At 45.2% G+C, this 23,084-nt stretch carries 26 protein-coding genes; 14 read left to right on the forward strand and 12 right to left on the reverse strand.

The annotated features are described in order from the left end of the window. The first annotated feature begins 9 nt into the window (after window positions 1-9). Window positions 10-1,488, forward strand: a complete 1,479-nt coding sequence (locus L3V32_RS22240; RefSeq protein ID WP_104974064.1) for a cation transporter — start codon at window positions 10-12, stop codon at window positions 1,486-1,488. Window positions 1,489-1,563: 75 nt separating this feature from the next. Here L3V32_RS22240 and L3V32_RS22245 read toward each other — a convergent pair whose 3' ends face one another. From L3V32_RS22245 to L3V32_RS22255, 3 genes are all read right to left on the reverse strand, one after another. Further along, entirely contained in the window at window positions 1,564-1,767 is a 204-nt protein-coding gene (locus L3V32_RS22245) for a hypothetical protein (RefSeq protein WP_005395134.1), read from the reverse strand. Window positions 1,768-2,363: 596 nt separating this feature from the next. Continuing rightward, entirely contained in the window at window positions 2,364-3,107 is a 744-nt protein-coding gene (locus L3V32_RS22250) for an SDR family NAD(P)-dependent oxidoreductase (RefSeq protein ID WP_047009819.1), read from the reverse strand. Window positions 3,108-3,170: 63 nt separating this feature from the next. Beyond that, window positions 3,171-3,623 carry a MarR family winged helix-turn-helix transcriptional regulator gene (locus L3V32_RS22255; RefSeq protein WP_005395130.1) on the reverse strand — a complete coding sequence of 151 codons (453 nt, stop codon included), beginning with the start codon at window positions 3,621-3,623 and terminating at the stop codon, window positions 3,171-3,173. Window positions 3,624-4,071: 448 nt separating this feature from the next. Between L3V32_RS22255 and L3V32_RS22260 the strand changes: the two genes are divergently transcribed. Then, a complete protein-coding gene (locus L3V32_RS22260) occupies window positions 4,072-5,085 on the forward strand; it encodes an HlyD family secretion protein (protein WP_005395128.1) in 1,014 nt (337 codons plus the stop codon). 5 nt (window positions 5,086-5,090) lie between these two features. Next, complete coding sequence (locus L3V32_RS22265; protein WP_048626451.1) at window positions 5,091-6,623, forward strand: MFS transporter permease; 1,533 nt, start codon at window positions 5,091-5,093, stop codon at window positions 6,621-6,623. A 51-nt stretch (window positions 6,624-6,674) separates the two neighbouring features. Here L3V32_RS22265 and L3V32_RS22270 read toward each other — a convergent pair whose 3' ends face one another. The 9 genes from L3V32_RS22270 to vscN all read right to left on the reverse strand — a co-directional run bounded on the left by L3V32_RS22270 (window position 6,675) and on the right by vscN (window position 14,245). Continuing rightward, entirely contained in the window at window positions 6,675-7,277 is a 603-nt protein-coding gene (locus tag L3V32_RS22270; protein ID WP_047009923.1) for a TetR/AcrR family transcriptional regulator, read from the reverse strand. A gap of 284 nt (window positions 7,278-7,561) precedes the next feature. Next, entirely contained in the window at window positions 7,562-8,617 is a 1,056-nt protein-coding gene (gene vscU / locus L3V32_RS22275; protein ID WP_104971772.1) for a SctU family type III secretion system export apparatus subunit VscU, read from the reverse strand. Window positions 8,618-8,632: 15 nt separating this feature from the next. After that, window positions 8,633-9,418 carry a type III secretion system export apparatus subunit SctT gene (gene sctT, locus L3V32_RS22280; RefSeq protein ID WP_137282056.1) on the reverse strand — a complete coding sequence of 262 codons (786 nt, stop codon included), beginning with the start codon at window positions 9,416-9,418 and terminating at the stop codon, window positions 8,633-8,635. After that, entirely contained in the window at window positions 9,415-9,681 is a 267-nt protein-coding gene (gene vscS / locus L3V32_RS22285) for a SctS family type III secretion system export apparatus subunit VscS (protein WP_005377227.1), read from the reverse strand. The genes sctT and vscS overlap by 4 nt, the downstream gene beginning before the upstream one ends. A 13-nt stretch (window positions 9,682-9,694) precedes the next feature. Further along, window positions 9,695-10,345, reverse strand: coding sequence for a SctR family type III secretion system export apparatus subunit VscR (gene vscR / locus L3V32_RS22290; RefSeq protein WP_005377232.1), 651 nt, complete (start codon window positions 10,343-10,345; stop codon window positions 9,695-9,697). Continuing rightward, complete coding sequence (gene sctQ / locus L3V32_RS22295) at window positions 10,342-11,310, reverse strand: type III secretion system cytoplasmic ring protein SctQ (protein WP_237285247.1); 969 nt, start codon at window positions 11,308-11,310, stop codon at window positions 10,342-10,344. The genes vscR and sctQ overlap by 4 nt, the downstream gene beginning before the upstream one ends. Then, the gene (locus tag L3V32_RS22300; protein WP_176320603.1) at window positions 11,307-12,455 is read right to left on the reverse strand and encodes a type III secretion system needle length determinant; all 1,149 of its coding nucleotides are present in this window, start codon (window positions 12,453-12,455) and stop codon (window positions 11,307-11,309) included. The genes sctQ and L3V32_RS22300 overlap by 4 nt, the downstream gene beginning before the upstream one ends. 9 nt (window positions 12,456-12,464) lie before the next feature. Then, window positions 12,465-12,926, reverse strand: a complete 462-nt coding sequence (locus tag L3V32_RS22305) for a type III secretion protein (protein ID WP_237285249.1) — start codon at window positions 12,924-12,926, stop codon at window positions 12,465-12,467. Further along, window positions 12,923-14,245, reverse strand: a complete 1,323-nt coding sequence (gene vscN / locus L3V32_RS22310; RefSeq protein WP_237285250.1) for a SctN family type III secretion system ATPase VscN — start codon at window positions 14,243-14,245, stop codon at window positions 12,923-12,925. The genes L3V32_RS22305 and vscN overlap by 4 nt, the downstream gene beginning before the upstream one ends. A gap of 185 nt (window positions 14,246-14,430) precedes the next feature. Here vscN and sctW point away from each other — a divergent pair, with 185 nt between their 5' ends. The 11 genes from sctW to vopB are packed head-to-tail and all read left to right on the forward strand — an operon-like array spanning window position 14,431 to window position 23,077. Further along, on the forward strand, window positions 14,431-15,324 hold the full coding sequence (gene sctW, locus L3V32_RS22315) for a type III secretion system gatekeeper subunit SctW (protein WP_048626445.1): 894 nt from the start codon (window positions 14,431-14,433) through the stop codon (window positions 15,322-15,324). Beyond that, complete coding sequence (locus L3V32_RS22320) at window positions 15,305-15,589, forward strand: TyeA family type III secretion system gatekeeper subunit (protein ID WP_012841775.1); 285 nt, start codon at window positions 15,305-15,307, stop codon at window positions 15,587-15,589. Before sctW ends, L3V32_RS22320 begins: the two co-directional genes overlap by 20 nt. Continuing rightward, on the forward strand, window positions 15,576-15,950 hold the full coding sequence (gene sycN, locus L3V32_RS22325) for a type III secretion chaperone SycN (protein ID WP_047009811.1): 375 nt from the start codon (window positions 15,576-15,578) through the stop codon (window positions 15,948-15,950). Before L3V32_RS22320 ends, sycN begins: the two co-directional genes overlap by 14 nt. Continuing rightward, entirely contained in the window at window positions 15,947-16,324 is a 378-nt protein-coding gene (vscX, locus tag L3V32_RS22330; RefSeq protein ID WP_237285251.1) for a type III secretion system protein VscX, read from the forward strand. Before sycN ends, vscX begins: the two co-directional genes overlap by 4 nt. A gap of 5 nt (window positions 16,325-16,329) precedes the next feature. Beyond that, window positions 16,330-16,671, forward strand: coding sequence for a type III secretion system chaperone VscY (gene vscY, locus L3V32_RS22335; protein ID WP_005395110.1), 342 nt, complete (start codon window positions 16,330-16,332; stop codon window positions 16,669-16,671). After that, window positions 16,655-18,781, forward strand: coding sequence for a SctV family type III secretion system export apparatus subunit VcrD (gene vcrD / locus L3V32_RS22340; RefSeq protein ID WP_308191691.1), 2,127 nt, complete (start codon window positions 16,655-16,657; stop codon window positions 18,779-18,781). Before vscY ends, vcrD begins: the two co-directional genes overlap by 17 nt. After that, a complete protein-coding gene (locus L3V32_RS22345; RefSeq protein WP_237285253.1) occupies window positions 18,781-19,194 on the forward strand; it encodes an LcrR family type III secretion system chaperone in 414 nt (137 codons plus the stop codon). The genes vcrD and L3V32_RS22345 overlap by 1 nt, the downstream gene beginning before the upstream one ends. A gap of 60 nt (window positions 19,195-19,254) precedes the next feature. Beyond that, the gene (locus L3V32_RS22350) at window positions 19,255-19,539 is read left to right on the forward strand and encodes an LcrG family type III secretion system chaperone (protein WP_054867031.1); all 285 of its coding nucleotides are present in this window, start codon (window positions 19,255-19,257) and stop codon (window positions 19,537-19,539) included. A 10-nt stretch (window positions 19,540-19,549) separates the two neighbouring features. Further along, window positions 19,550-21,373: a virulence-associated V antigen gene (locus tag L3V32_RS22355; protein WP_276574085.1), complete on the forward strand. Its 1,824-nt coding sequence runs from the start codon at window positions 19,550-19,552 to the stop codon at window positions 21,371-21,373. An 11-nt stretch (window positions 21,374-21,384) separates the two neighbouring features. Next, window positions 21,385-21,870, forward strand: a complete 486-nt coding sequence (gene vcrH / locus L3V32_RS22360) for a SycD/LcrH family type III secretion system chaperone VcrH (RefSeq protein WP_005395089.1) — start codon at window positions 21,385-21,387, stop codon at window positions 21,868-21,870. Window positions 21,871-21,877: 7 nt separating this feature from the next. After that, the gene (gene vopB, locus L3V32_RS22365) at window positions 21,878-23,077 is read left to right on the forward strand and encodes a type III secretion system translocon subunit VopB (RefSeq protein WP_237285255.1); all 1,200 of its coding nucleotides are present in this window, start codon (window positions 21,878-21,880) and stop codon (window positions 23,075-23,077) included. Window positions 23,078-23,084 lie beyond the last annotated feature (7 nt).

Raw genomic sequence — 23,084 nt, forward strand, 5'->3', positions numbered from 1 at the left:
GAGAGAAAAATGGTCAATACAACGCAAAAAATCAGCCAAAGCCCAGTACCTGATCTAGAACAGTTTCGTGCAGTCGCTGCGCAAAAAGATGACCGAGTGATCAGTAAAAGAGGTGAGGTAAAAGAACCTTCAACGTTCCACAAAGGTCACAAGTTTGCTTCTATCCACGAAGGCGTGTTGAGAAGCAAATACACTAAGTTTTTCCAAGAAAACATCAAAACTCACCTTGATTTGAAACAGGCACTACTTAAACAAGAAAAGCCTGAGGTTGCCTTGCTAGCTTACTCATTAGTTAGCCCTTCTGGTTATCGCGGTGAGCCGCTTACTGAGCGCAAAATCTTAGAAGTTGTCAGCTTGTTGGATGAAGTCAAGGTGAGCAGCGATACGTACCAGCAGCTTAAAAATACGTTTGACGCGATCAGCAAAGATCCGCGTATGCAGGTGAGTTTAGAGGCTCAGTACCCGGGGAAAATGGATGGTTTTGGTGCCGAACTGTTACAGATGGGCAAAGAAAAACTGAAAGGTTCTGGCGTTAATGCTGTCATCAACCTAGCTTTGCCTGGCGTAGGGCTATTAATTTCAACAGGACGTGAGCTGCACAAAGCGGCAGTCAATGGCGATGCTGAAGCTTACCACCATCAGCTGGAGCAAATTTCGCAGCTTCCAGGGCGAGACCAACGTCTCTCTATGCCGATGCAACAAACATTGGCTCAAGGTCATGCAATGTTATCAGCTGAAGGTGCAGTTGGGGCAACATTGGGCATGGCGACAGGGAGCTTGGGTACTTTTGGTGTGAGCTCTGTAGCGACAGCGGGTGTTACGCCGATAGCAAAAGAAGCCATTGGTTCGGCTGCCACGACTGGCATCATCAGTGGTGGTGGTTTTGTTGCGAACCAAGCTGGAGCATACGGACTAAATACAGAAGTCAAAGAACAACTCATGCAAGGTGAGATGTCTGGTGTTTTACCAAGGCTTGAAGTTTCTAATGCCAAAGGAGACTTTACCTTCAGCATGCAAGATCCAGCTTCTGTACGCGCATTAATGGCGTACCTTGGCCCTAAAGAGAACACGGCGATGACATCACCTCAAGCGCCTAAAGAAGCACAAGAGATGGAAGCTGCTCGCTTAACGTTGAAAAAGATGTTGGGATCAGAGCCAGGTGAACACTTAGTCCCTGACGTTGATCCTATCTTGAAGCTAAGTCCAGAAGATGCGCCAAGTAAAACTGAGGCAACTGCTAATAGTGCGTTTAAAAAGCTGTTGGGCGAAGATTGGGATTGGCTCATGCCTGCAGTTCGAGCGATCGATAAAGGTGAGGCGAGTCAAATCAATGAAAAGCTGACTTACAAACTGCCACTTGATGCCGAAAATGGACGAGTATACCTTGATAAATGCCCAAACCTGAGTGACGCTCAGTTGGATGCATTAGATAAACTGGGCTCACCAAGTCAATTGCGACTGATGTACTTAGCGGAAGGTTGGGTTTAATTGAAAGTAAGGGAGCAGATGCTCCCTTACCGTATATGGTGTTTTGCCGGATGTTTATCTAGGCGTTAAACTGGCCTACTGATTTCGCTTAAAAAAGCGCTCGGCATTAGCAAATAGAGATTCACAGTGCTTTTTCTGCTTGTCGTAGTCAGCCGAACCTTCTGGCATTGCGTCTAATACTTCTTTTGCGCTGTGGTATTCTTTTACCATCAACTCAAATTTATCTTCATAATTGCTTTTTTTATTCTTTTTTTGAAAGCTATCTCGTTTTTTTCTCATTTTTATTCCTCTAGATCGTGTTTATTAAAGGTCAATCTAATTAACCTCTACTTTTATAGGAATAACGAAGTCAAAATGGTTTAAATTAAGTCTAAATATTCCATTGTCATCGCGCTGATTAATATATTCCACCGCTAATGACTATTCCTAAATAGTGGTGATATATACACGACGTGGCTATGTGCGTTATGTCTTATTTTGACGCTTACTGATTGTTTTTATAAGGTTAAATTCCTTATAAACCTATCGATGTAAAGACAGCGCGTTGTGATAACCATGCTAAGAGAGCTAACTCTCGTTCGTATTTAAATCAAAACTGAGGCTATTTAATGGAAGATAAAGAATAAGTTGCTACAGGAGTTGAGTAACGAAATGACTCGAAAGAAAACTAAGAAGAGACTCGAACTAAATATTTCATCAATAGCTCACGGTTAGGAGCTGAGCTCACTATACACCGATTATAAGAAATAGATAGGACTTTCTATTTTTCTTCAGACAAAACTGCCCATGAAGGAAGCTTGCGCGTTGCAAAGCAATACCTAAAGATACAAAGGCATGCGTACATGCCTTTGTATTTGTGCCTAGCACACTTGGCGCTATGGTAGGTAGGCGCCGCCACATACTGGATTGTATGTGCCCGTGATATGTCCGCTTTTTTCACTTGCCAAGTAGCTCACGGTGTTTGCTACGTCTTCAGGTGTGGCAATTTTCTGCGTTGGTGTGAACATTCGAATGGTTTCTTTAAACTCTTCAGGAGCACCTTTTGTTGCGTCTGTTTCTACAAGACCCGGAGCAACGACATTAGACGTAATCCCGAAGGGACCAAGTTCTTGGGCGAGGTATTTACTAAAGCTATCAAGTGCACCTTTTGCACTACCATGAGCAATAAAGCTTGGTGCAGGGGCTTCTGATAAGGTGCTAGAGATAAAAATTAAGCGACCAAACTGGCTGGCTTTCATATTTTCTACCGCCAATTTTGCCGTTTGATATGCAGCGTGCATTTCGTCATTTAGCTTTTGTGAAAACTCTTCCCACGACTGCTCAGTGAAAGGTTTAGCGGTAAAGCTCATGTTTGCGTTTGAGACAAGAACATCAACGCCACCATGTTCATTTGCGATGCTGTCGAACATTCCTTGTATTTGTGCGTCATCTCGAACGTCAGCTTTTAAAGTGTACGCCTCACCACCGGCGTTTTGAATTTCTTGAGCTAACGCTTCCGCGACCGCAGTACTATTTACGTAGTTGATAAAAACTCGGTAACCATCTGCAGCGAGTGCTTTTGCTGTTGCTGCACCAATTCCACGAGCGCCACCTGTAATTAAAGCATTGCGTTTTGTCATCGTATTTCTCCAAGGTTGAGCCTGACTGTTAAACCAGCTTCTGTCGCAACGTACGCTGATAAGTTAAATTTGTCCGTTAAGCTTGCGTAAGTTCGCTACCACGCTAGAAAGTTGCTGTTTGCTGTTATCTAGGTCGGCATCAGCAAGGTTCTGTTGGGCTTCTTGCAGTACTAGCGAAGCGATATTTGCACATGTATCAACGGTGTCTAAAGATTTTTCTGTTAGCACGACTAACTTGCTTCGACTATCCGTTGGCGAAGGTTTCCTCTCTGTCCAACCGCGCTTTTCAAGCCCATCAATTGAGCGACTGACGCTCGATTTTTCTAAGTACAACAGTTCACAAATCTGACTTTGAGAAAGGGCACCGTTGTTTCGCAACAGCAACACGACACCCCATTGTTCTGCTGTCATATCAATACCAGCATCTTTGAAACGGGTAGTGAGTAATCGGTTAAACAGGCGACTAGCAAGCCCCGTAAGGTGACCGAGAGACTGATGATGGTTGTATTGGGACATGGAAAATTTCACCAAATAACATGAACGAACAATATGGTTGTATACACAACTATGTTGGGCGATGTCAAATTCGTTTGAAGAAAATGCTACTAGCTTGTGCTTATCGTTGGGTTGATGTGTCAGATTGAGGTGCTAATGAAAATTGGTGAGGTAGCTTCGAAAACTTCGGCCAGTCAAGTTGTTTGCGATTGATGCGCCGAGTTGGGGAGCAGGCTTCAATAAAGGTAGGGGAGTTGCAGTCCTCTCTTTATTTATTCAGTTTAAATGTGTTTTTTTATTTACATTACAAATGGTTAGATTTTCATTCTTTTCATTCGAAACACTTTTCTCAAGAAGTTCATGATAAATCAATGAGATTGATCTTTTTGATTGGCAATGATCAAATGTATCTTTACTAAAACTGTACGGTACAGTACAGTTTGTGAAAGTCATAAAATGGGTTTCAAACATGAAGAAGAAAGTTATCGCCTTGTCGCTTGTTGTTGGTTCGTTATTTGCTGCTGGCTGTGCCTTATACCAGCCGAATACTGTAATGACGGATAACGCATATGTTCATTCAGACGTTACGGCCATTTCACCTGAGGTTGGGGGGCAAGTAAGCGAAATCTTTGTCAAAGATAACCAGTGGGTAAGAGAAGGAACTCCTTTGTTTGTCATTGATGATGAAGACTTTATTGCCAACCAAGAAATTGCTCGAGCAGCACTAGATGTTGCGAAATCTGAGCTTACTGCAAATCAAATCAAAACGGATATGCAGTTAATGAAAATTGAGCAGGCGAAGCAAGGTATTCGCCGCGCGAGTGCAAATGCCGAACACCAAGCGGCGGAGTTTCAACGTCTTTCTCGTTTGGTACAAAAGCAATCTGTGAGCAAAAATCAGTTTGAAGCACAAAAAACGCGATCTATTGAAGCAAGCAGTAATCTTGAAACCGCTAAATTGGGCTTAGCTGCTGAGCAAAAACAGCTCGACACATTGATGACCGAGAAGTTGCAACTGACAGCACAGCGTAAAAAAGCAGAAGCAAACTTACGACTGGCTAATATTTCACTGGAAAGAACCACGGTGCGTGCACCATTTGATGGCTATGTGGCAGATAGACAAGTGCAAGTCGGCAAGTTTGTACAACCAGGAATGGGGCTCATCGTGATGGTGCCAGATTATGTTTGGATAGAGGCAAACTTTAAAGAAACACAACTTGAGAACGTTGTGCCTGGGCAAGAGGTTGAAGTGGTATTGGATATGTTTCCAAACCATCCATTGCATGGCCGTGTTTCTTCGATAACCCCGGCGACTGGTGCACAGTTTAGTTTATTGCCACCTCAAAATGCGACAGGCAATTTCGTAAAAGTAGTACAACGTGTACCAGTACGTATTGAGCTAGAGATCCCTCAAGAGTTGAGTCAACGAGTCTATCCGGGGTTGTCTGCAGAAGTATCGATCGAGACCGCGGCACAAGGATAACTGCAATGGAAAAACGTTCACCGCTGCTGATTTTGACGCTTTTTGCGATTGCTGCTTTTGGTATTAACTCCGTGATGTTTACCGAGTTATCGTATGAGATGGCGGCAACGTCAGGCTTATCTGTCGATGAAGTTGCTCTGGTTAAAGTCGGCTTTATGATTACCCAGGTATTAGGTTTTATATTCACACCAATATTGGTGCGTAGATTGGGTACGTTAATTCTCTTACATGCCATTTTATTGGTAGGCCTAGCGAGCAATCTTGTACTTTACTGGGGCGGACAGCAAGAACTGGTGTTCACTCTGACTTGGCTCTCGAGTGGCTTTTTTATGAGCATGTTAATGGTGGTATTAAACCTTTACCTGCTCCACTTTTTTGAACAGCGTTGGCTACCAGCCATTATTGCTTTAACGTTAGTATTCTCAACCTTGCTACCGATCGGCGCTTACCCTTGGGTAGTGGCCAATATTGTCGAAATCTTTGATTGGTCACTGTTGTGTGTCGTGTCGGCTTGGCTGTACTTCTCTGCCTTGGTAATTGCATGCATCTACAATCCTAAGTCGATTCAAATCGAGGCCGAAGCCAAGTCGGGCTGTTGGTTTTATTTAGTTTTTGCCCTGACAATAAGCCTCGTTGTATTTCTATTGATGAGAGGCAGTTATTACAACTGGTTTGACTCGGAATGGTTTGTTAAAGCCTCTTCGATAGCCGCGGCTCTGACTTTATTAGTGGTGTATTACTTTGTGAAAACCAGTCCTTTAAATACAGCATCAATACAGCTGCATAGTAAGTTGAAAACTAATGTTTTTATGTACAACGCTTTTTTGGCAGGTTTTGCTGTTATGGCGAGCAATGTGTTGTTTACTAGCTTTTTGAAAATGGCGTTGCAGTACAACAACCTTAATGCTGGATATGCCCAATTGCCGGCATTTTATGCCATGTTAGGTGGTATGCTAGTCAGTGTGCTGGTGTATTACTTCCGCCGTCCATTAGCGGATGCAGTCGTCCCGTTTGGTGTGGTGATGATTATACTTTCGGTACATAAGTTTAGTCAGTTACCTAGCTTTGCTGGTACGGAATCTTTGTCCGTTCCGATGATGTTGCGTGGGTTTGGTGTCGGCTTATTGAATGTGTCTGTGACCATTGCAGTCTTGATGTACTTCCAGGTCGGGCAGCGTTTAGAAGGCATCGCCAATTTCTACCTCTTTCGTACCATTGGTGGTGTGATCGCTGGTGCCGTGTTCTCACGGGTAATGCAAAGCCATAGTGCACAAGCCGCTGGAGAGATTGGCCGAACGCTAGATGATGTGAATCATGCTTTTGGTGCTTATAAAAATGCGTTGAGCAGTACGATTCTGACTCATGGACACTTGCCAAATTCGGCATTAGGAATGAGCCAAATTAGTTCTGTTGTCAAAGAGCAGGCGACCACTCTAGCACTGAGTAATTCATTATTGATGTTTATTATCTCGGTCTTTGCTCTCGCGCCAATCTTAATAATCGGTAAAAAGCTAGCGGCGAAGCGAGAGATTCACTAAGCCATAGAAACAAAAAGGGAGCGATGATGCTCCCTTTTATATTCAGTGAGTTTATCTTTGGTATAGATTTAGGAAGGCGGTGACCGCTTTTTTCGTATGTGCATCTAACTCTTCATCTGTCGGAAAATCGAAGCCAATTAGTGCCATGTTCTGGTAATCAAGTTTAATTAATGCAAGTAGTTGCTCACAAGCGAGGTCGGCATTTTCAACATCGAGCTGTGAGCTGACAGTTTCACTCTTTAAAAAGTCGATGAGGTATTGATGAATGCGATGCGGCCCTGTCTGCCAGAATTGATTTGGTACGGAATCATGTTTGTTGAAGTCAGCCGAAACGATCCGATAAAGTGATAGCATAGGATTGGAGCATACACCTTTTAGGTACTTCTTGGCGAAGTCATTCAATGTTTCTTGTAAAGGCTCCGATTGCTTGTCGGCAAGCTGGAAGACGGACTCTAAGCTGGTTTTGGTATTGTATGCTAAAACTTCAACAAATAACCCTTCTTTGTTCGAAAAATAGCGATATAACGTCTGCTTTGAGCCTCCACAAATCGCGACGATTTGATCGAGTGATGTGTCTTTGTAACCTTGCTTTATAAAAAGGTCAGTGGCAACTTTGATGATTCGAGTTCGTTTCTTTTCGGTAGATATGCGCATAAATAAATCAACCTAAGCAAAAATCCACCTTTGTTGTGGCTGGCGTGGTTTCTTACCGAGCTCTAGGTGGTTTAGAGATGAAAGTAAAACTGTCCAGTACAGTACCACTATTGACGTTAGTAAACACGACTTTTCATGAACCAAGTGCTTCATTGAGACAAGCAAAAGTAGGCAAATTCGATATGCTGAAACCTATAGCGAAGGATGACTCATTTAAAAATCTCATTACGTATAGAAAAGTGATAACCGTTCTTCGTACGATAGCCTTTACTCTCGAAATCATGTTAATTCAGCGTCTTATCGGACTCCAATGATGCCAACCAACGAAGCACTTCGGCGGTTGCCTCAATAAGATCACTTGGGATGTACTGGTCGACGTTGCCGTCCGCGTATAGTGCGCGAGCAAGAGGGACTTTTTGCATCACAGGCACACCTTCCTCCTTGGCGATTGCGACCATACGTTTGGCTACCGCATCGGTTTCCATCAAGGTAATGACGGGCAGGGGCGTTTCGCCTTTCTTGTAATAAAGGCCAACCGCGATATGTGTTGGGTTTGTAACTAATACATTAGAACGTTTAACGTTTTCGCGTTGATTGGAGGCTTGTAGCTCTTGGTGCAACTGACGACGTTTGCTTTTTATTTCTGGACTGCCTTCCATCTCTTTGTATTCGCGTTTCACTTCGTCCTTGCTCATTTTGAGCTTTTTCGTGTGATCAAATTTCTGGTACGCAAAATCTGCGGCAGCGATAACGATGAAGCCTACCGAAGAGATAATCATTAATTGTTTAATCATGACGCCAGTAATGGTCGGGACACATTCTAGCCCACAAGTTGGAATTTGCATTAAAGCGTTGATGTTACCGCGTAACGTCACCCAGATAATGCAGGAAAGAAGAGAGACTTTAAGGATCGACTTGATAAACTCAATCACACTCTTGAGGGAAAAAATGCGTTTGGCACCTTCGACGGGATTGATCTTTTTGATGTCGGGTTTAACGGACTCGCCACTAAATAGAAAGCCGAACTGCCCCATATTGGAAAAGATGGCGACGAGTGCAGCAACCAGAATAATCGGGGCGAGTAGATAGGCAATTTCTTTTGCGATGGCAATAGCGACATCGACTAGCGCATCTTGGAAGCCCTGATAAGCAAGCTTACTTGGTAGGAGAATAAGCGCGGAGATGTGCGACATGTAATAATCGGCGAACGCAAATAGTACAATTATGAGCGCCAAAATTAATGCAGACGATACGATTTCTTGGCTTTTGGCTACCTGACCTTTCTGCCTGGCATCGCGTAATTTTTTTGCGGTGGGTTGCTCTGTTTTTTCTGCGCTCATAAAGAATCCTAAGCGTTATTGCCAAATGGTATTGAGTTGTTCTGCGAATCGGGTAATGCCGTAAAACTGTACTTCAAAGTGATCCATCATTATTCCGAGATACACGATCAGTAAAACACTCGCGATGGCACTTTTTATTGGCATGGCAAGGAAAAAAACATTCAATTGCGGTGCAAAACGACTGATAAGAGCCAGACCAAACTCAGCAAGAAACATTGCCAACACTAATGGGGCAGACATCAGCACACCAAGCCACATAAGCTGTTCAAATTGTGCGTAGAAGAAGCTCACCCATGCATCACTAACGGTTGGGAAAAAGTCCACGATCGGCCAAGATGTGTAGCTTTTGAATAACGCATAGATAAAAGTGACAAAGCCCCCGCCAGAGAAGAACAGGGTAATCAACGTTTGGGTCAGCAACACTGCGGTTGGCGTCGATTGCGAGCCTAGCGTTGGATTAAACATACTTGCCATGGCAGCACCACGTTGGTTGTCGACCAGAAAGCCAGCCGCTTCTATTGCCCAAAAGGGGATAGCAGCAACAAACCCGATCAATAGCCCAATTAATACCTCTTTACCCAAAATCACTATCAGCCAAATACCGTCGGTTTCTGCGGGCAAGCTTTGCTGATTAATCATCGGAAATATAAACAGTGCGAGTGAGCAAAGCACACCATTTCTCACCATGGTGCCGCCTAGCATTTGCTTGCTCAAAATAGGCAAAAAGATGAAGCATGCCATTAACCGAGGTAACGTCAGGCTGTACAAAAATAAAGCCTGGTGTAAGTCGTGATAACTCATCGTATTTGAGGAATTTTATCCATGGCAAGCGAGGCGAAGGCGTGGAGCTCTGCCCCTAGCCACTGCGTTGTGACGAACAGCGTAATAATGACCGCGATAAGCTTGACCACAAAGCCTAACGTTTGTTCTTGGACCTGAGTTAACGCCTGAATAAGCGACACCAATGTACCAACCAACGCTGCGACTAAAATCGGCGGTAACGACAAGTACAAAACTAGGGTTAATGCTTGAGTCGTGAAATGAATGATTTCTGCAGAATGCATACTTTCTCCGTGATTAACCGTAACTCAGCACTAAGCCGTGAGTGAGTTTCGTCCAGCCGTCAAGCAAGACAAAGAGTAACAATTTGAAGGGGAGGGAAATCGTCATTGGCGATACCATCATCATGCCCATGGCGAGCAAGATATTCGATACAATTAGGTCGATAGCGATGAACGGTAAGTACAATAGAAAGCCAATTTCAAAAGCACGGGTAAGCTCACTGACCGTAAACGCTGGCAGCAACAGCAACAAGCTATCTGACTCTAAACGGTCCACGTACTTTTGAGGCCATAATGTGCGCGCAGCATCGGTAAAGAATATGGCTTCGGTTTCCCGAATATGTTTTTTCAAAAACTCTCGATAAGGCTGTAAACCGCTTTCAATGAGGCCTTCCACACTTGCAGAATCTTCGAGGGAGATATCATGCTGCTTTACGTAGTCGTAGGTTTCAAACCCGACGGGAGCCATGATGAAAATAGACAAAATGATCGCCAATCCGTACAGCGCCATGTTCGGTGGAATTTGCTGTACACCGAGAGCGTTACGCAGCAGTGAGAATACAACGGCGAGCTTGACAAACGACGTTGCCATCATCGCGATAAATGGGATCAGTGCCAGCAGTGCTAAGCTGACAATGAGATTGAGCTCGTCAGGTAACTGGATCATGCTGGCTCCTGCGTGCCACCAAACAGTTCCAGTACGCGCACACCTAAATGCTCATTAACATTAACCAGTTCACACTTACCGACGATTTTGCCGTTGGCACGCAATGTTACCGGCTTAGATACAGGTTGGTTTAGCTCGAATACGTACCCAGGCTGAAGCTGGTTAAGCTGTTCTAGAGTGATGGTTTGATGGCCGATATCAAACGTGAGTTCCACGGGCAGTTGCTGGTGGTCGGTTAACATTTCTGAAGTGTTTAGGTCATTCATATTGGTTTCTTTTTCAATAATGTGAAGAATTTGGTCATCCAGTTGGCAGCGCCAGAGATTCTGGTTAGATACTTGAAAAATGGCTTGTTGTTGGGCGATATAACAACCGTCAAAAAAGATCACATCTCCCAGTTCGAGCGAATTAAATTCGCTTAACATTAAATGGGTCTTTCCAAGGCTTAACCACACAGGTAAAGCGAGATGTCGCGCCTGAAGAGAAGCGCTGTTTGGTAGTGCATCCAACAGCACGTTTGCTCCTTCGCTAACCCACAAACAAAGAGAGCCGTTAGGTTTATTGAGGGTTAACATCAAGGTATGCTCTTGAACTTGGCTCGACTCTAACGGTTGTAACTGGCTAAGAATGGGCAACTGACCAAATAGTGCTTTGAATGCCTCACTATGCGGTTCAATCTGAGAACTCAAAAGTGCTAACTGGAGCGAGTTGGGCAGTGACTCGAATGCAGTGGCATTCAGAGTAGACTCAAGCCATTTCTGGAGTTGCGCACGACAAAAATCCACTTGGATCGTTTGCCCTCCAATCAACGTGGTTAAACGGAATCCTTCAAATGAAGGGATTTGAGAAACAGTAATCGATACGCTCTGACCATCAGCCCCTTGGAAATGGCATTGCTTTGCACAAAGTTGATTACTGAGCGCAATACTGTCTGAATCGACTTTGGGTATCGTTAACGGCGTCATAGGTCATTCTCCGCTTGCCATTCTTCATACACGCTACGTTTCTGGCGTGAGTGTTGTTGTTCATGTTGTTGTTGATCGAGCTGTTGAGTTTGTTCGCTGATCGCTAGACGAAGTGGCTGATCACCGCCAAATCGGTTTAGGCGTTCGGCAAGATCTTGTCTAGCTTGCTGGCTAATAATGGAAAGGGCATGCTCTTGTCGAATCGTCACGCTATAACCTTGCGCGTCCAACTTGATGTGGATTTCGCCACCTTTTAATTGTCCTTCACTCAGAAACAGTCGAACCTCTTTGTTGTCCGATGCGGTTGGCAGCGAAACATAGATTTTGTCCACCAATTGTTGGAGTAACGTGTTTACTTCTCGTACAGGGGCCGGCTGAGCCTGTGAAGCAACACTCTTTAAAATGACATCGCCTTGTGTTGCCGCGCTCGCAAGGTGTTGAGGTTCTGCTTTTTCGTCATCCGCTTTAACGGCCACTAGTGCGCTTTTCGTCTCGACTTTCTCAAGCGATTTAGTTTCAGAACGACTATCGGTTTTATCTGTTAGTTTGCCTGTGTCTTGTAGTCGCTGCGTTGCACGCTTATTGTGTGTCGTTTCGGTTTGTTTCGTCGTGAAGTTAGCATTGTTAATTGCATCTTGAGCGAGCGATTTCCCTACGGCCTTTTTAGGGAGAGAACCGTCGAGAGAAGCTTGTGCTTGAGAATGGGGGCCAACTCGCTCAATCGAGGATGAGCTTGGAGCCTGATCGCTCTCAAGTTTCTTATCTTTCTCATGCAATTTACTGTTTTCAATCAGGCTTTCTTCGCGATTTAGTGAAGAGCTTTCGTGCTTCTCTACATTATTTTTGGTCACAGTGTCACTTTTGTCTTTTAATGTAGCGGTATTTCTATAAGTGCTGGCTTCTTGGTTAGAAAGTTTCGATTGTTTGTCTAGGCTTTGAGATGCTTCATGTCTTAACGGAAGGCTCTCGTCTCTGCTCTGAGTGTCTTTTTTGCTCGCAACGGTAGATTCTTCTTCCTTACTAGGTTTCTCCGTCATTGCACGCTCGAACTGTGATTGAAGCTCAACCTCTCGTTCCAGGGGCTTTTTTTCTGGCGTTGATTTGTACAGCGTATTCGGTGTTTCTTCTGTTGGAGTAATGCGCATAATGAACCTTTAGATAATATCGACAGTGCGAAACTCTTCTTGTTCGAGTTCTTCTTGGTATTGTCTTTCTCGCGACTGTTCCGCGAGTTCTTGTTGTTGCAACTGAACGAATTTTTCTTTGGTTTTATGGGCTTGCCGTGCCTCTTTTTGTTTTTCTTTAAGTACCGAGCGTTCGTACTCAAGCGCTTTTTTTGCTTCGGCAACGCGCTGTTTAAGCTCGGCTTCTCGCTCTCTCAACAACGCGATTTCTTGTCTCAATGTTTCCAACTCTTTGAGAACGAGTGTTTGTTGCTTTGCTTTGGCAAAACGTCGCTCCTCTTCTTCCTGGCGCCAAACGTGATAGTCCGCTACGGAACGTTCGGCCTTTTGAACCTGTGCTGCCGAATTTGATACTCGGTATTCTTGGCGCTTAACGGCTTTATCCGCACGCTCAGCTCGAATTTGTTTGATTTCTAATAACCGTTCGATCATCGGTTCGCCATCCCTTTTAGTTGAGCGATAGCACCATCAAGATCACTTGGTTCATGCGTTCCTTGACGTAAAAAGGCCCGTATATCATCACTTTGTGCAATCGCCATATCCGCTCGGCTATCCGCCCCATGCTGGTACTCGCCAATTTTGATCAGTAGCTCAACTTCTTCGTACTTGGCTAACATTTCGCGAAGGTGAGCAGCAGACGCCTGATGATCAGGTTCAACGATTTGATTCATCACGCGGCTTGCTGACCGGAGTACATCAATGGCAGGATAATGGTTCATTGCCGCAAGTTTGCGCGAGAGAATGATGTGCCCATCTAAAATGGAGCGAGTTTCATCGGCGACAGGTTCTGTCATGTCGTCGCCTTCAACCAACACGGTGTACAGCGCTGTAATTGACCCTTTGTCAGATTGACCGGCTCGTTCCATCAGCTTTGGCAAAGCGGCAAAAACGGAAGGCGGATAGCCGCGTCGTGTTGGTGGCTCGCCTGCGGCTAGTCCAATTTCTCTCTGTGCGCGGGCGAAACGCGTTACAGAATCCATCAGCAGTAACACGCGTTTACCTTGGTCACGAAAATATTCAGCAATAGAGGTGGCAACAAAAGCGGCTTTGGCACGCTCCATGGCTGGGCGATCGGATGTCGCGACCACTAAAACCGACTTAGCCATTCCTTCTTCGCCCAAGTCATGCTCAATAAACTCTCGTACTTCGCGTCCGCGTTCACCAATCAAGGCGAGAACGGTCACGTCGACGTCTGCGGAGCGAATCAATTTTGCCAGTAGGGTACTTTTACCACCGCCGGCCGCTGCAAAAATGCCCATGCGCTGACCTTCACCACAGGTCAGTAGTCCATCAATGGATCGAACCCCAAGAGAGATTGGCTTTTCAATCAGTTTACGTTGCATTGGTGGCGGTGCATCGCGATAAACCGGATACCAAGCACTTGGTTCCTGGCTTTGCGTACCATCGAAAGGACGCCCAAGTCCGTCAAGCGTTGTACCTAACAGGTGATCGCCAACGCCGACCTCATGCATTTTTCCCATTGGGCTAACTTCTGTATTTGAGGAAATCCCAAACATATTTCCTAACGGGGTGAGCAGAGCGTGATGCTGCTGGAAGCCAACCACTTCCGCTAACAAAGACAGAGTTTGATCGGGATTACGCAACTCACACAGTTCACCTACACGAACGCCAGGGACGACAGCTTTGATAATGGTGCCGGTTACTTGCGTAACGCGCCCGCGAATTTGGATCAGACGAGTTTGCCTGATCGCAGATTGTTGGATATCAGTGATGTATGAGAAATCGTTCAAGGTAAAAATATGCGCAATGATTGATGTTGGGAGGATAGAAAGGATGAGGGGGTATTTATAGTGAATATCAGTCGGGAGTTTTTAGAAAACTGAAAACGCACTAAAAAAACACGTCTGATTTTGACAGCTTCGAGAAAGCGCACTTCCTATAATTCGCCTGTATTGTACGGAAGGAGTGCAAGTGAATGAGTATTATCAACAATCATATCGCAACAAACCCGAAGTTTGATGCGTCTATCCAAAACGGGTTGGAATCGTCTCGTACCGACGCTTCACGAAAAGGCAATTACCGCGGTGAAACGGTCCGTGTTCACAATGCCACACAATCACTTTTTGATGCGATGGAAGAGCTCACTTCACTCGGTTCCGAAAAAGCAGAAAAAGATTTGACCAAGCGTAAAGTGAAAGACAGTGGCGTTCGAGTTAATGAAGCGCACGAACTCGTTTCTGACTATCTGCGAAAAGTCCCTGATCTTGAAAAGAACCAAAAGATCAAAGATCTGGCTGCAAAAATGGCGGGAGGAAATATCTCGACCATCGCTCAATTGCAAGCTTATTTGAATGGATTTTCGGAGGAGAAAAGCCATCAATACCTTGCGTTAAAAGCCGTTAAAAAGTTTTTGAGTGCGAGCCCAGAAAGTAAACATCTACTAGCGCTGATTGACCAAGCGATTCTGAGAATTGAGCAAAACCCAGATTCTTGGGCTCAAATTGATACGGAAATTCGCGTCTCAAACTTTGCTGACGAGTACAGCCAAGAGCAAGAGTTTAGCTCATTACATCAGCTGCGCGGTTTCTATCGCGATACCGTTCATAGCTATCAAGGGCTCGGCGCCGCTTATCAAGACGTAGTGGCGCGCTTTGGTGAGCAGGAGGTATCGACCGCTGTTGACTTTATGCTGCAAGGCATGAGTGCAGATCTTAGTGTTCAAGGCAGCAGTATCGACTCGGTCAAGTTGCAGTGGTTGATGTCCGATATGCAAAAACTCAAAACTCTGAATACGTTGCAAGATCGCGTGAGTCAGTTGTTCCAAATGTTTAAACCGGAAAGGACGAGTTATGGCTTATCAAGTTTCTAATTTGATGGCTGATGTGATTGCGTTGGTAGAGCAGCGATGGGTAAGCAGTGATGAGATTTGGAAAGTCGCTAACGCAATGGAGTTGACGGCGGTACAACAAAAAATCGATTTTTTTCGAGAGTTCCACAAGTTAGTTCGCGCGATCCCTATTGACGTATTCGCCGATGAAGAACAACGACAGAATTTAATACAAGCGGTACAAAAGGCGCTAGACGAAGCCATTGATATAGAAGAAGAGGAAGCGTGGGAAGATGAGTTGGATTGATGCATCCGTCAATGAATTTTGCCGAGGAATGGGGCTCGATGCCGTCGATTTCTCATCAGCTGGACGGGTGCAGCTGGATTTTGAGCAAAGCGGTACACTACATATTGAGCGACACGGGGAGCAGCTATTCTTGATGTTGTCTCAAGCGTTATCTTGGCATCAAACCAGTGACATCATTCAAAGCGCACTCAGTTTGTGTCATGCCGATCAAGGCTGGCCTTTCGAAATTAAAACTGGTTTGTTAGATGAGCAAACGTTGGTTTTTTCCGCGCGGTTAAACGGAGAAGAGGTCACGCTTCCGACTTTAGAACAAGCGTTTACGCTTTTGGTTCGTCTACATAACGATGTGGCAGGCTCATGACTCGAGTAAGTACTTTAAATGTAGGCATAGAAACCTTCACGCATGTTACTCATAGTGAGGTTAAGGCCGATTTCCCTGAGCGGTTTCAATTACTACCGGATGGACAGGCGGTCGCTACGCATTTAGAGAAGCTCTATGACCTCAGGCCTTCAGACCAATACCTAATCGCGTTAACCAAGCCAAAATTGTTGCACTCAGAGTTGCTGCGTCCAGAAAAATACCGTCAACAATTTGATGAAACGTTGGCTCAGTTGCAAGTTCTTGCACAGGATTCAGGCTCCGCTTCTTTTATCAAAGCATCCGAAACGTTACAAAGCACGCAACTGGATCAGCGCTACCTCACCATGGCGCTCAATCTCCTTATCCAGGTCTAACCAACATGTTGAGATCCAAAGACATTGAACTGTTGCTTGTTCACGCTGCACTACAAGTTCAATACCAAAAGCCAGAGCATGCCATCTCTATTCTCGACGCGGTTTTAGAGATAGACCCGCAACACAAAGAGGCGATGCAAACGCTCGCAGTGGCGTGTTTACAAAGTGGTCGATATGCCCGTGCTGTTGAGGTATGTGAGCACTTATTAAAATCCGACCTTAAACCTGATTCGGCAGGACTCTGGTTTTGCTTAAGCCAAGCTCGTTGGAAACAAAATGACGTCGATGGGGCACGCCAAGCGCACCGACGCTATCTGCAATCTTTAAATAGTGAATCACATGAATAAGTTGATCGATATTTTAAACAAGGTAGGGCAACGTAAAGACATTATGCTTGCTGTGATGTTGCTCGCGATCGTCTTTATGATGATATTGCCACTGCCTACCGCGCTGGTGGATGTGCTGATTGGCACCAACATGAGCATTGCGGTGGTGCTGCTTATGTTAGCGATTTACATCACTACGCCGCTTGAGTTCTCAGCGTTTCCCGCAGTGCTACTGATCACGACATTGTTTCGTTTGTCTTTATCCATCACGACAACCCGTTTGATCTTGCTGCAAGGCGATGCTGGTCAAATCGTTTATACTTTCGGTAACTTTGTCGTGGGCGGTAACTTAGTGGTCGGTATTGTTGTTTTCCTGATCATTACTATTGTCCAGTTTATGGTTATCACCAAAGGCTCGGAGCGGGTTGCAGAAGTTAGTGCGCGATTCTCACTTGATGCGATGCCTGGTAAGCAGATGAGTATTGACGGTGACATGCGCGCTGGGGTGATTGACGTACACGAAGCACGGCACCGACGATCACTGATTGAAAAAGAAAGCCAAATGTATGGCTCGATGGATGGCGCGATGAAGTTCGTTAAAGGCGACTCCATTGCTGGTTTGGTCATCATTGTGGTCAACATCTTAGGTGGCGTCACGATCGGGGTAACGCAAAAAGGCATGAGTGCTTCTGAAGCGCTTGAGTTGTTTGCGATTTTGACCGTTGGCGATGGTTTGGTGTCGCAAATTCCGGCTCTGTTTATCGCGATTACGGCCGGTATTATCGTGACGCGTGTTTCTCATGAAGACTCTTCTGATCTTGGTTCGGACATTGGTGGGCAGGTCATTGCTCAGCCACGTGCGCTTCTTATTGGCGGTGTGCTTTTGGTGCTGTTCGCACTGATTCCTGGTTTTCCAAAAATTACTTTTCTGGTCTTGGCCACAGTGGTTGGTGGTGGTGGTTTCTTCCTTTTCTATCAACAGAAAAAACAGGCTGAATCCGATACTACCGACTTATCAAGCTTTGTTTCGCAAGGGGCGGGTTCACCAGCAGCGAAGCCAAGCAAACCAACCCCATCTAGAAACAGTAAAGGTAAATTAGGTGAGCAAGAAGAGTTCGCTATGACGGTCCCACTCTTGATCGATCTTGACGCGAGCCTTCAGGAAAGCTTGGAAGCGGTCGCATTGAATGAAGAGCTAGCAAGGGTGAGGCGCGCACTATATCTCGATCTCGGCGTGCCTTTCCCGGGTATCCACCTGCGTTTTAACGAGGGGATGCAAAATGGCGAATATTTAATTCAGTTACAAGAAGTTCCGGTTGCACGAGGACGAATTGTAAAAGACCAACTCTTGGTGACAGAAGGGAATGAGCAGATCAACTTATTAGGCGTGCCTTATGAGCAAGATGAAGATTTTCTACCCGGTATTTCTAGCATTTGGGTGGCACAAAGTTACGAGCAAAAACTCACGACTAGCCATGTCGGCTTTCTCACACCCGACAGAATTTTAACGTACCACTTGTCTCATGTTCTCAAGGAGTACGCACAAGACTTTATTGGTATTCAGGAGACGCGTTATCTATTGGAGCAGATGGAAGGCAGTTATTCGGAGCTTGTTAAAGAGGCCCAGCGCATTGTCCCGTTACAAAAAATGACGGAAATCTTGCAACGCTTGGTTTCTGAAGACATTTCCATCCGAAACCTTCGCGTGATCTTGGAAGCCATGGTTGAGTGGGGCCAAAAAGAGAAAGATGTTGTACAGCTGACGGAGTACATTCGTTCCAGCTTAAAACGTTACATTTGCTACAAATACGCGAGTGGACAAAACATGTTGCCCGCTTACTTATTAGATCAAAGTCTCGAAGACACAATCCGCAGCGGTATTCGTCAAACCTCTGCAGGAAGCTATTTGGCGTTAGACCCGTCAGTAACTCAACAATTTGTGAGTGATGTGAAACAGACCATTGGTGATTTAAGCCGCATGCCGAATAAGCCTGTGTTAGTTGTGTCTATGGATGTACGCCGATATGTGCGAAAGCTTATTGAATCGGAATACTACGATCTGCCCGTTTTGTCATTTCAAGAACTAACCCAGCAAATCAATATTCAGCCACTTGGAAGGGTGGGGATGTAATGAAAACAAAACTAATACTCTCGCTTGCGCAAGCGGGGATCGAAGTGATGCCATACTTTTGGCAAAAAAGTGAAATTCAACTTGGTTATCGAATTGAAGTTGAGGGCTTAGAGCTCGTTTTTCGGGTGGAGGACGGTGAAATCATCATCGTTCTTCTGAAACGCGTTCGTCCAAAATTGGGGTTGAGTAACCCCTTTGCCGGCTTATTTCTCTTGGCTGAACATGCCATTCAACTTTATCCCTCCGATTGGGTCATTCGCGGCAACGTCGATGTGTTACGTGGTAGCAACATGAGCAGCCAGCGATTGGCACAGTTCTATCTAAAAGCATGCGGTGCAAGCCATGATGAGCTAGAAGACTGGTACTGTTTACGCCTAGCAGATTATAGACCTTTGAAAAAATTGAAAAAGTAAAAACTCACGACTGTTACTGACAGCACCGATGAGATGAGCCGCTTTAAGATAGGAATCAAGATGAAGCAACCGTTTACCGATGCGATTGAGAACGCTGAGCTTGCCATTAGAAAAGCTGAAGACAGAACCGATATTTTTAACGAGCTATTGGAAGGCTTAGGTGTTGGTCCTGTTGCGGGTGATGTTTTACTTGGCGGCATAAAAGCGCCAGTAAATACCATGAAACGTGCAGAGCAAGAGCTAATAGACGAAGTCCAGCGCCGCCGGCAACAACAAAATCAGCTACAAGGTACGTCAGGTAAACGCAGAAAGCGTCCCACAGTGATGCGCGGCATGATGATTTAGAGGTTTGGAAATGACGAATATGAAAACGACTGGCTCTACGACAGGAGCAACAGACACAGCTGCGAGTAGTGCACCATTACCCACTTTCCAACAAAACTTGATAGAGGCATTTACCCCTGTACTGGGTGAAGCAGAGACTCAGCAACTTGCCTCTCTAATCTCTTCATTGCCAACTATCTCGGGACAAACGGAATCACAAAGCATCGCGCTTTATGTTGATACACTTGAAAACCTAAAAGCGAAAAATAACGCGTTTGCTGGTATATCATTGACCGACACGGCATCTGTTTGGATAAAGTCGCTACAAAGTGCTAATTCAGATGGCGAATTAACCGCAGCCGAGTTCAATGCTCAAACAAACCAAACGCTATCAAATCAGTTTCAGTCTTGGTTTAGTAAGTTACTGACGGAAAACGTAGATAGCTCGTTATCTACTGAGTTTGTTAGTCAATTTAATTTGGGCACTCAGAGTAACCAAGCGGAGCAGATCGCCAACCTCTCCGAGACAGGTCTGGCTAATGCCACCAAAGAAATTTCTCTTTTTGTTGCAGAGCTTGCTAATCAAATGAGCTCCCGTGAAGTGAGAGATGCTTCTATTTCTTTTCTTCGCAATGCCTTTAGTAGCTTAGGTTCCCTTAATCTCGCGCAACTGAAGAGCTCGGACTTCCTGTTGACTAAAGAGAGTTTCGCTCTTCAAGTCTCAGCTCAATTAAAAAGTAGTTTTCAAGGTATCGGTATTACTTTAAGCACCGATGACGCAAGTGCGCTAGCTAACAGAATTACATGGACTCCTGGTATTTCTAAACAGCAGCTTAAAGAAGCGTTAGATGAAATGGCCGCTCAAGTGAAAGGCCAATATAGCGCAGCTTATGGGGAGGCGGCTGGAACAAACAACCTAAAAGCAGCACTTAACACCGTCATTGGCGGAACCGAACCTTTGACCCTTTCTAGTCTGTTCGCCAACTTCGCGGTGAGTTTAACAAATATAGAAATCGACGACTTTTACCAGGACAGCGCGATAGCCGATGTCCAAAAGACACAAATAACGTCAGCTCAAGTTACTTTGATCAAAGAAAACACCGAACGAGACATCCGATTACAGTTTGAAAAAATAGTAAAAGATGAATCTACCGGGGCTTCATTTGCCGAGCGATACGAGGCATTGCGCAAGAACTTAGGGGCATTGAAAGAGCGTCTACTCAATATCACCGACAAAGAGAAAGCGGATCGCGAGGTGAGAGCAGAGCACTCTCTAACGGCTCGTGATTTGTTGGCCGTTGTTGAGTCTAGCATTGGAGACCGTTTTGATGAGCAAGTGCTGCTTGCACTAAATGAGCGTCGTGTTAACCGTTTAGAGAAACGTAATGACCAGAAAGAGGCATTAGAGGATCTCACAATACAGCTTAAAGTTTTTGGTGTTGTGCAATCAAAAATTCACTCTACGCAAAGTGTTGATGGGGTTTATAAACCGGGATATCCAGAAAGTAACTTCAAAGCGAGTGACTTTAACTACAGTAATCAAACGGATTTTGAAGCTTCACCTGAGTATAAGTATTTGACGGATAATAAGATAACAAACCATCGAGACTTCCTTCAAAAACAAGGTATTACTATCGGTGATGGTGCGTCGTACCAAGACGAAGAGAAGTCGAAAAAACTGTCTAATTTTTCTAGTTCTGTCAGTGCTAAATCCAAGTTGCTTAACGATGAAGTGCAAATCAAAACCACTGAGCTGAACGACACCAGTTCCCAATACAACTCGACCGTTGAAGCAATGAACAAATTTGTTCAGAAGTACCACAGTATTTTACAAGAAATCCTACGAGCCATTTAAGGATAACAACCATGACTAAACAAAACGCGACCGATCCATCCCAAATGCAAGCAGAAGAGCTTCTGTCTTTTCTGGAAGAGGGAGGCACGCTAAAAATGTTGCACGATGTGTCTCAGGACACCATCGAACACATTTATGCCGTAGGTTACAACTTTTTCCAATCGGGAAAGATTGAGCAAGCAGCGAAAGTATTTCAATTACTCAGCATGCTTGATCATTATCAGGCGCGATTTTTCATTGGCCTTGGTGCGGCTCGTCAGGAGTTGGGTGAGTATCTGCAGGCAATAGACGCCTACAGCTACGCAGCGCTAGTGGACGTAAATGATCCACGTCCACCTTTTCACTCTGCTGAATGTCACCTGAAACTGGAACAACTGACAGAAGCAGAGAGTGGGTTTTACAGCGCGAAGGAGATGTCTGCCGGAAAATCACAATATGCAGATTTGCATGAGCGTGCAGGCATCATGTTAGAAGCGGTGAGAAATAAAAAGGAGTAATTAGACTATGAGTTCTATTGCACTTGACCGCATCCAGACACAGGTTTATAGCCCTGAATCTGGCCAAGCCACGTTAGATAACGTGCAGAAAACGGCGTCTACAGCGACGCCTTCTGTGACGGTAGAAAACGTGAAGAGTAAAGATGCAGATGTACTGAACACCGGAAAAGTAAAAGTTCAGTTAGATGCACCTAACGCAGCTGTTAGCGACAAAGTGAATGATTTGACGCTAAAAGCCATGGCACAGCTGCAAAAGATCGTCGATACCATTGCAAAATCTCTCCATGCAGTTGCAGATCAAACAGGTTCGGTTGCAGTCAAAATCATCGCAGGTTCTGCTGATGATTTTGAAGTAGAGCTTGCTGCTATCACGGATAAACTGAAAAGTGCTCAAAACGAGCTGAAAATTCAGGAAGTGAAGGTCGCAAAAGCTAAGCACGAAAAAGAGATGGTGGAAAACCAAGACAAAATCAAAGAATCGGAAGCCGCTGCAAAAGAAGCCCAAAAATCAGGCTTAGCAGCGAAGATCTTTGGTTGGATCAGTGCGGTGGTTTCTATTGTTGTTGGTGCCGTAATGGTGGCAACGGGTGTTGGTGCAGCAGCTGGTGCTCTTATGATCGCTGGTGGCGTCATGGGAGCAGTGAGTATGGCGCTGCAAGAGCCAGCCGTTCAAGATGCGCTAAAAGAAGCGGGCGTAAATGTCGATGTGCTAAACAAAGTCGTAATGGCATTAGAAATCGCAGTCGCGGTTATCGGAGCTGTTGTGACGTTTGGTGGTGCAGCAGCTGGCGGTATCGCGAAACTTGCAGCAAAAGGTGCTGGCAAGATAGCTCAAAAGGTCACAGAAATCGCTACGAAAACAGCTGCAAATATGGCGAAAGTGGCGGACATGGGCTCAAAAGCCGCGACAACGACCGCAAAAGCGATTCGTTACGGAGCAGAAACTGTCGATATTGCCGTCAACGTAGGTAAAGGCGCTACGGACAGTGTTCATGCCGCTAACAATGCTCACGTAACTGAGATTCAGGCAGATATCACGGACCTTCGCGCCAAAATGACCTTAAGCCAGGCCGTCATCGACAAGCTTAAAGAAGAAATTGGCAAGTTGATGGAAGATTTCCAAGAGCTGATGAGCGTCATCATGCAAATGATCCAAGCGAAAAGTGAAACCATGCAAACGGTGTTAAGCCGTCCTGCAACGGTATAAGGAGTTT

It is taken from the genome of Vibrio sp. J2-4, from assembly GCF_021728155.1.
In the GTDB taxonomy this organism is placed as follows: Bacteria; Pseudomonadota; Gammaproteobacteria; order Enterobacterales; family Vibrionaceae; genus Vibrio; species Vibrio diabolicus.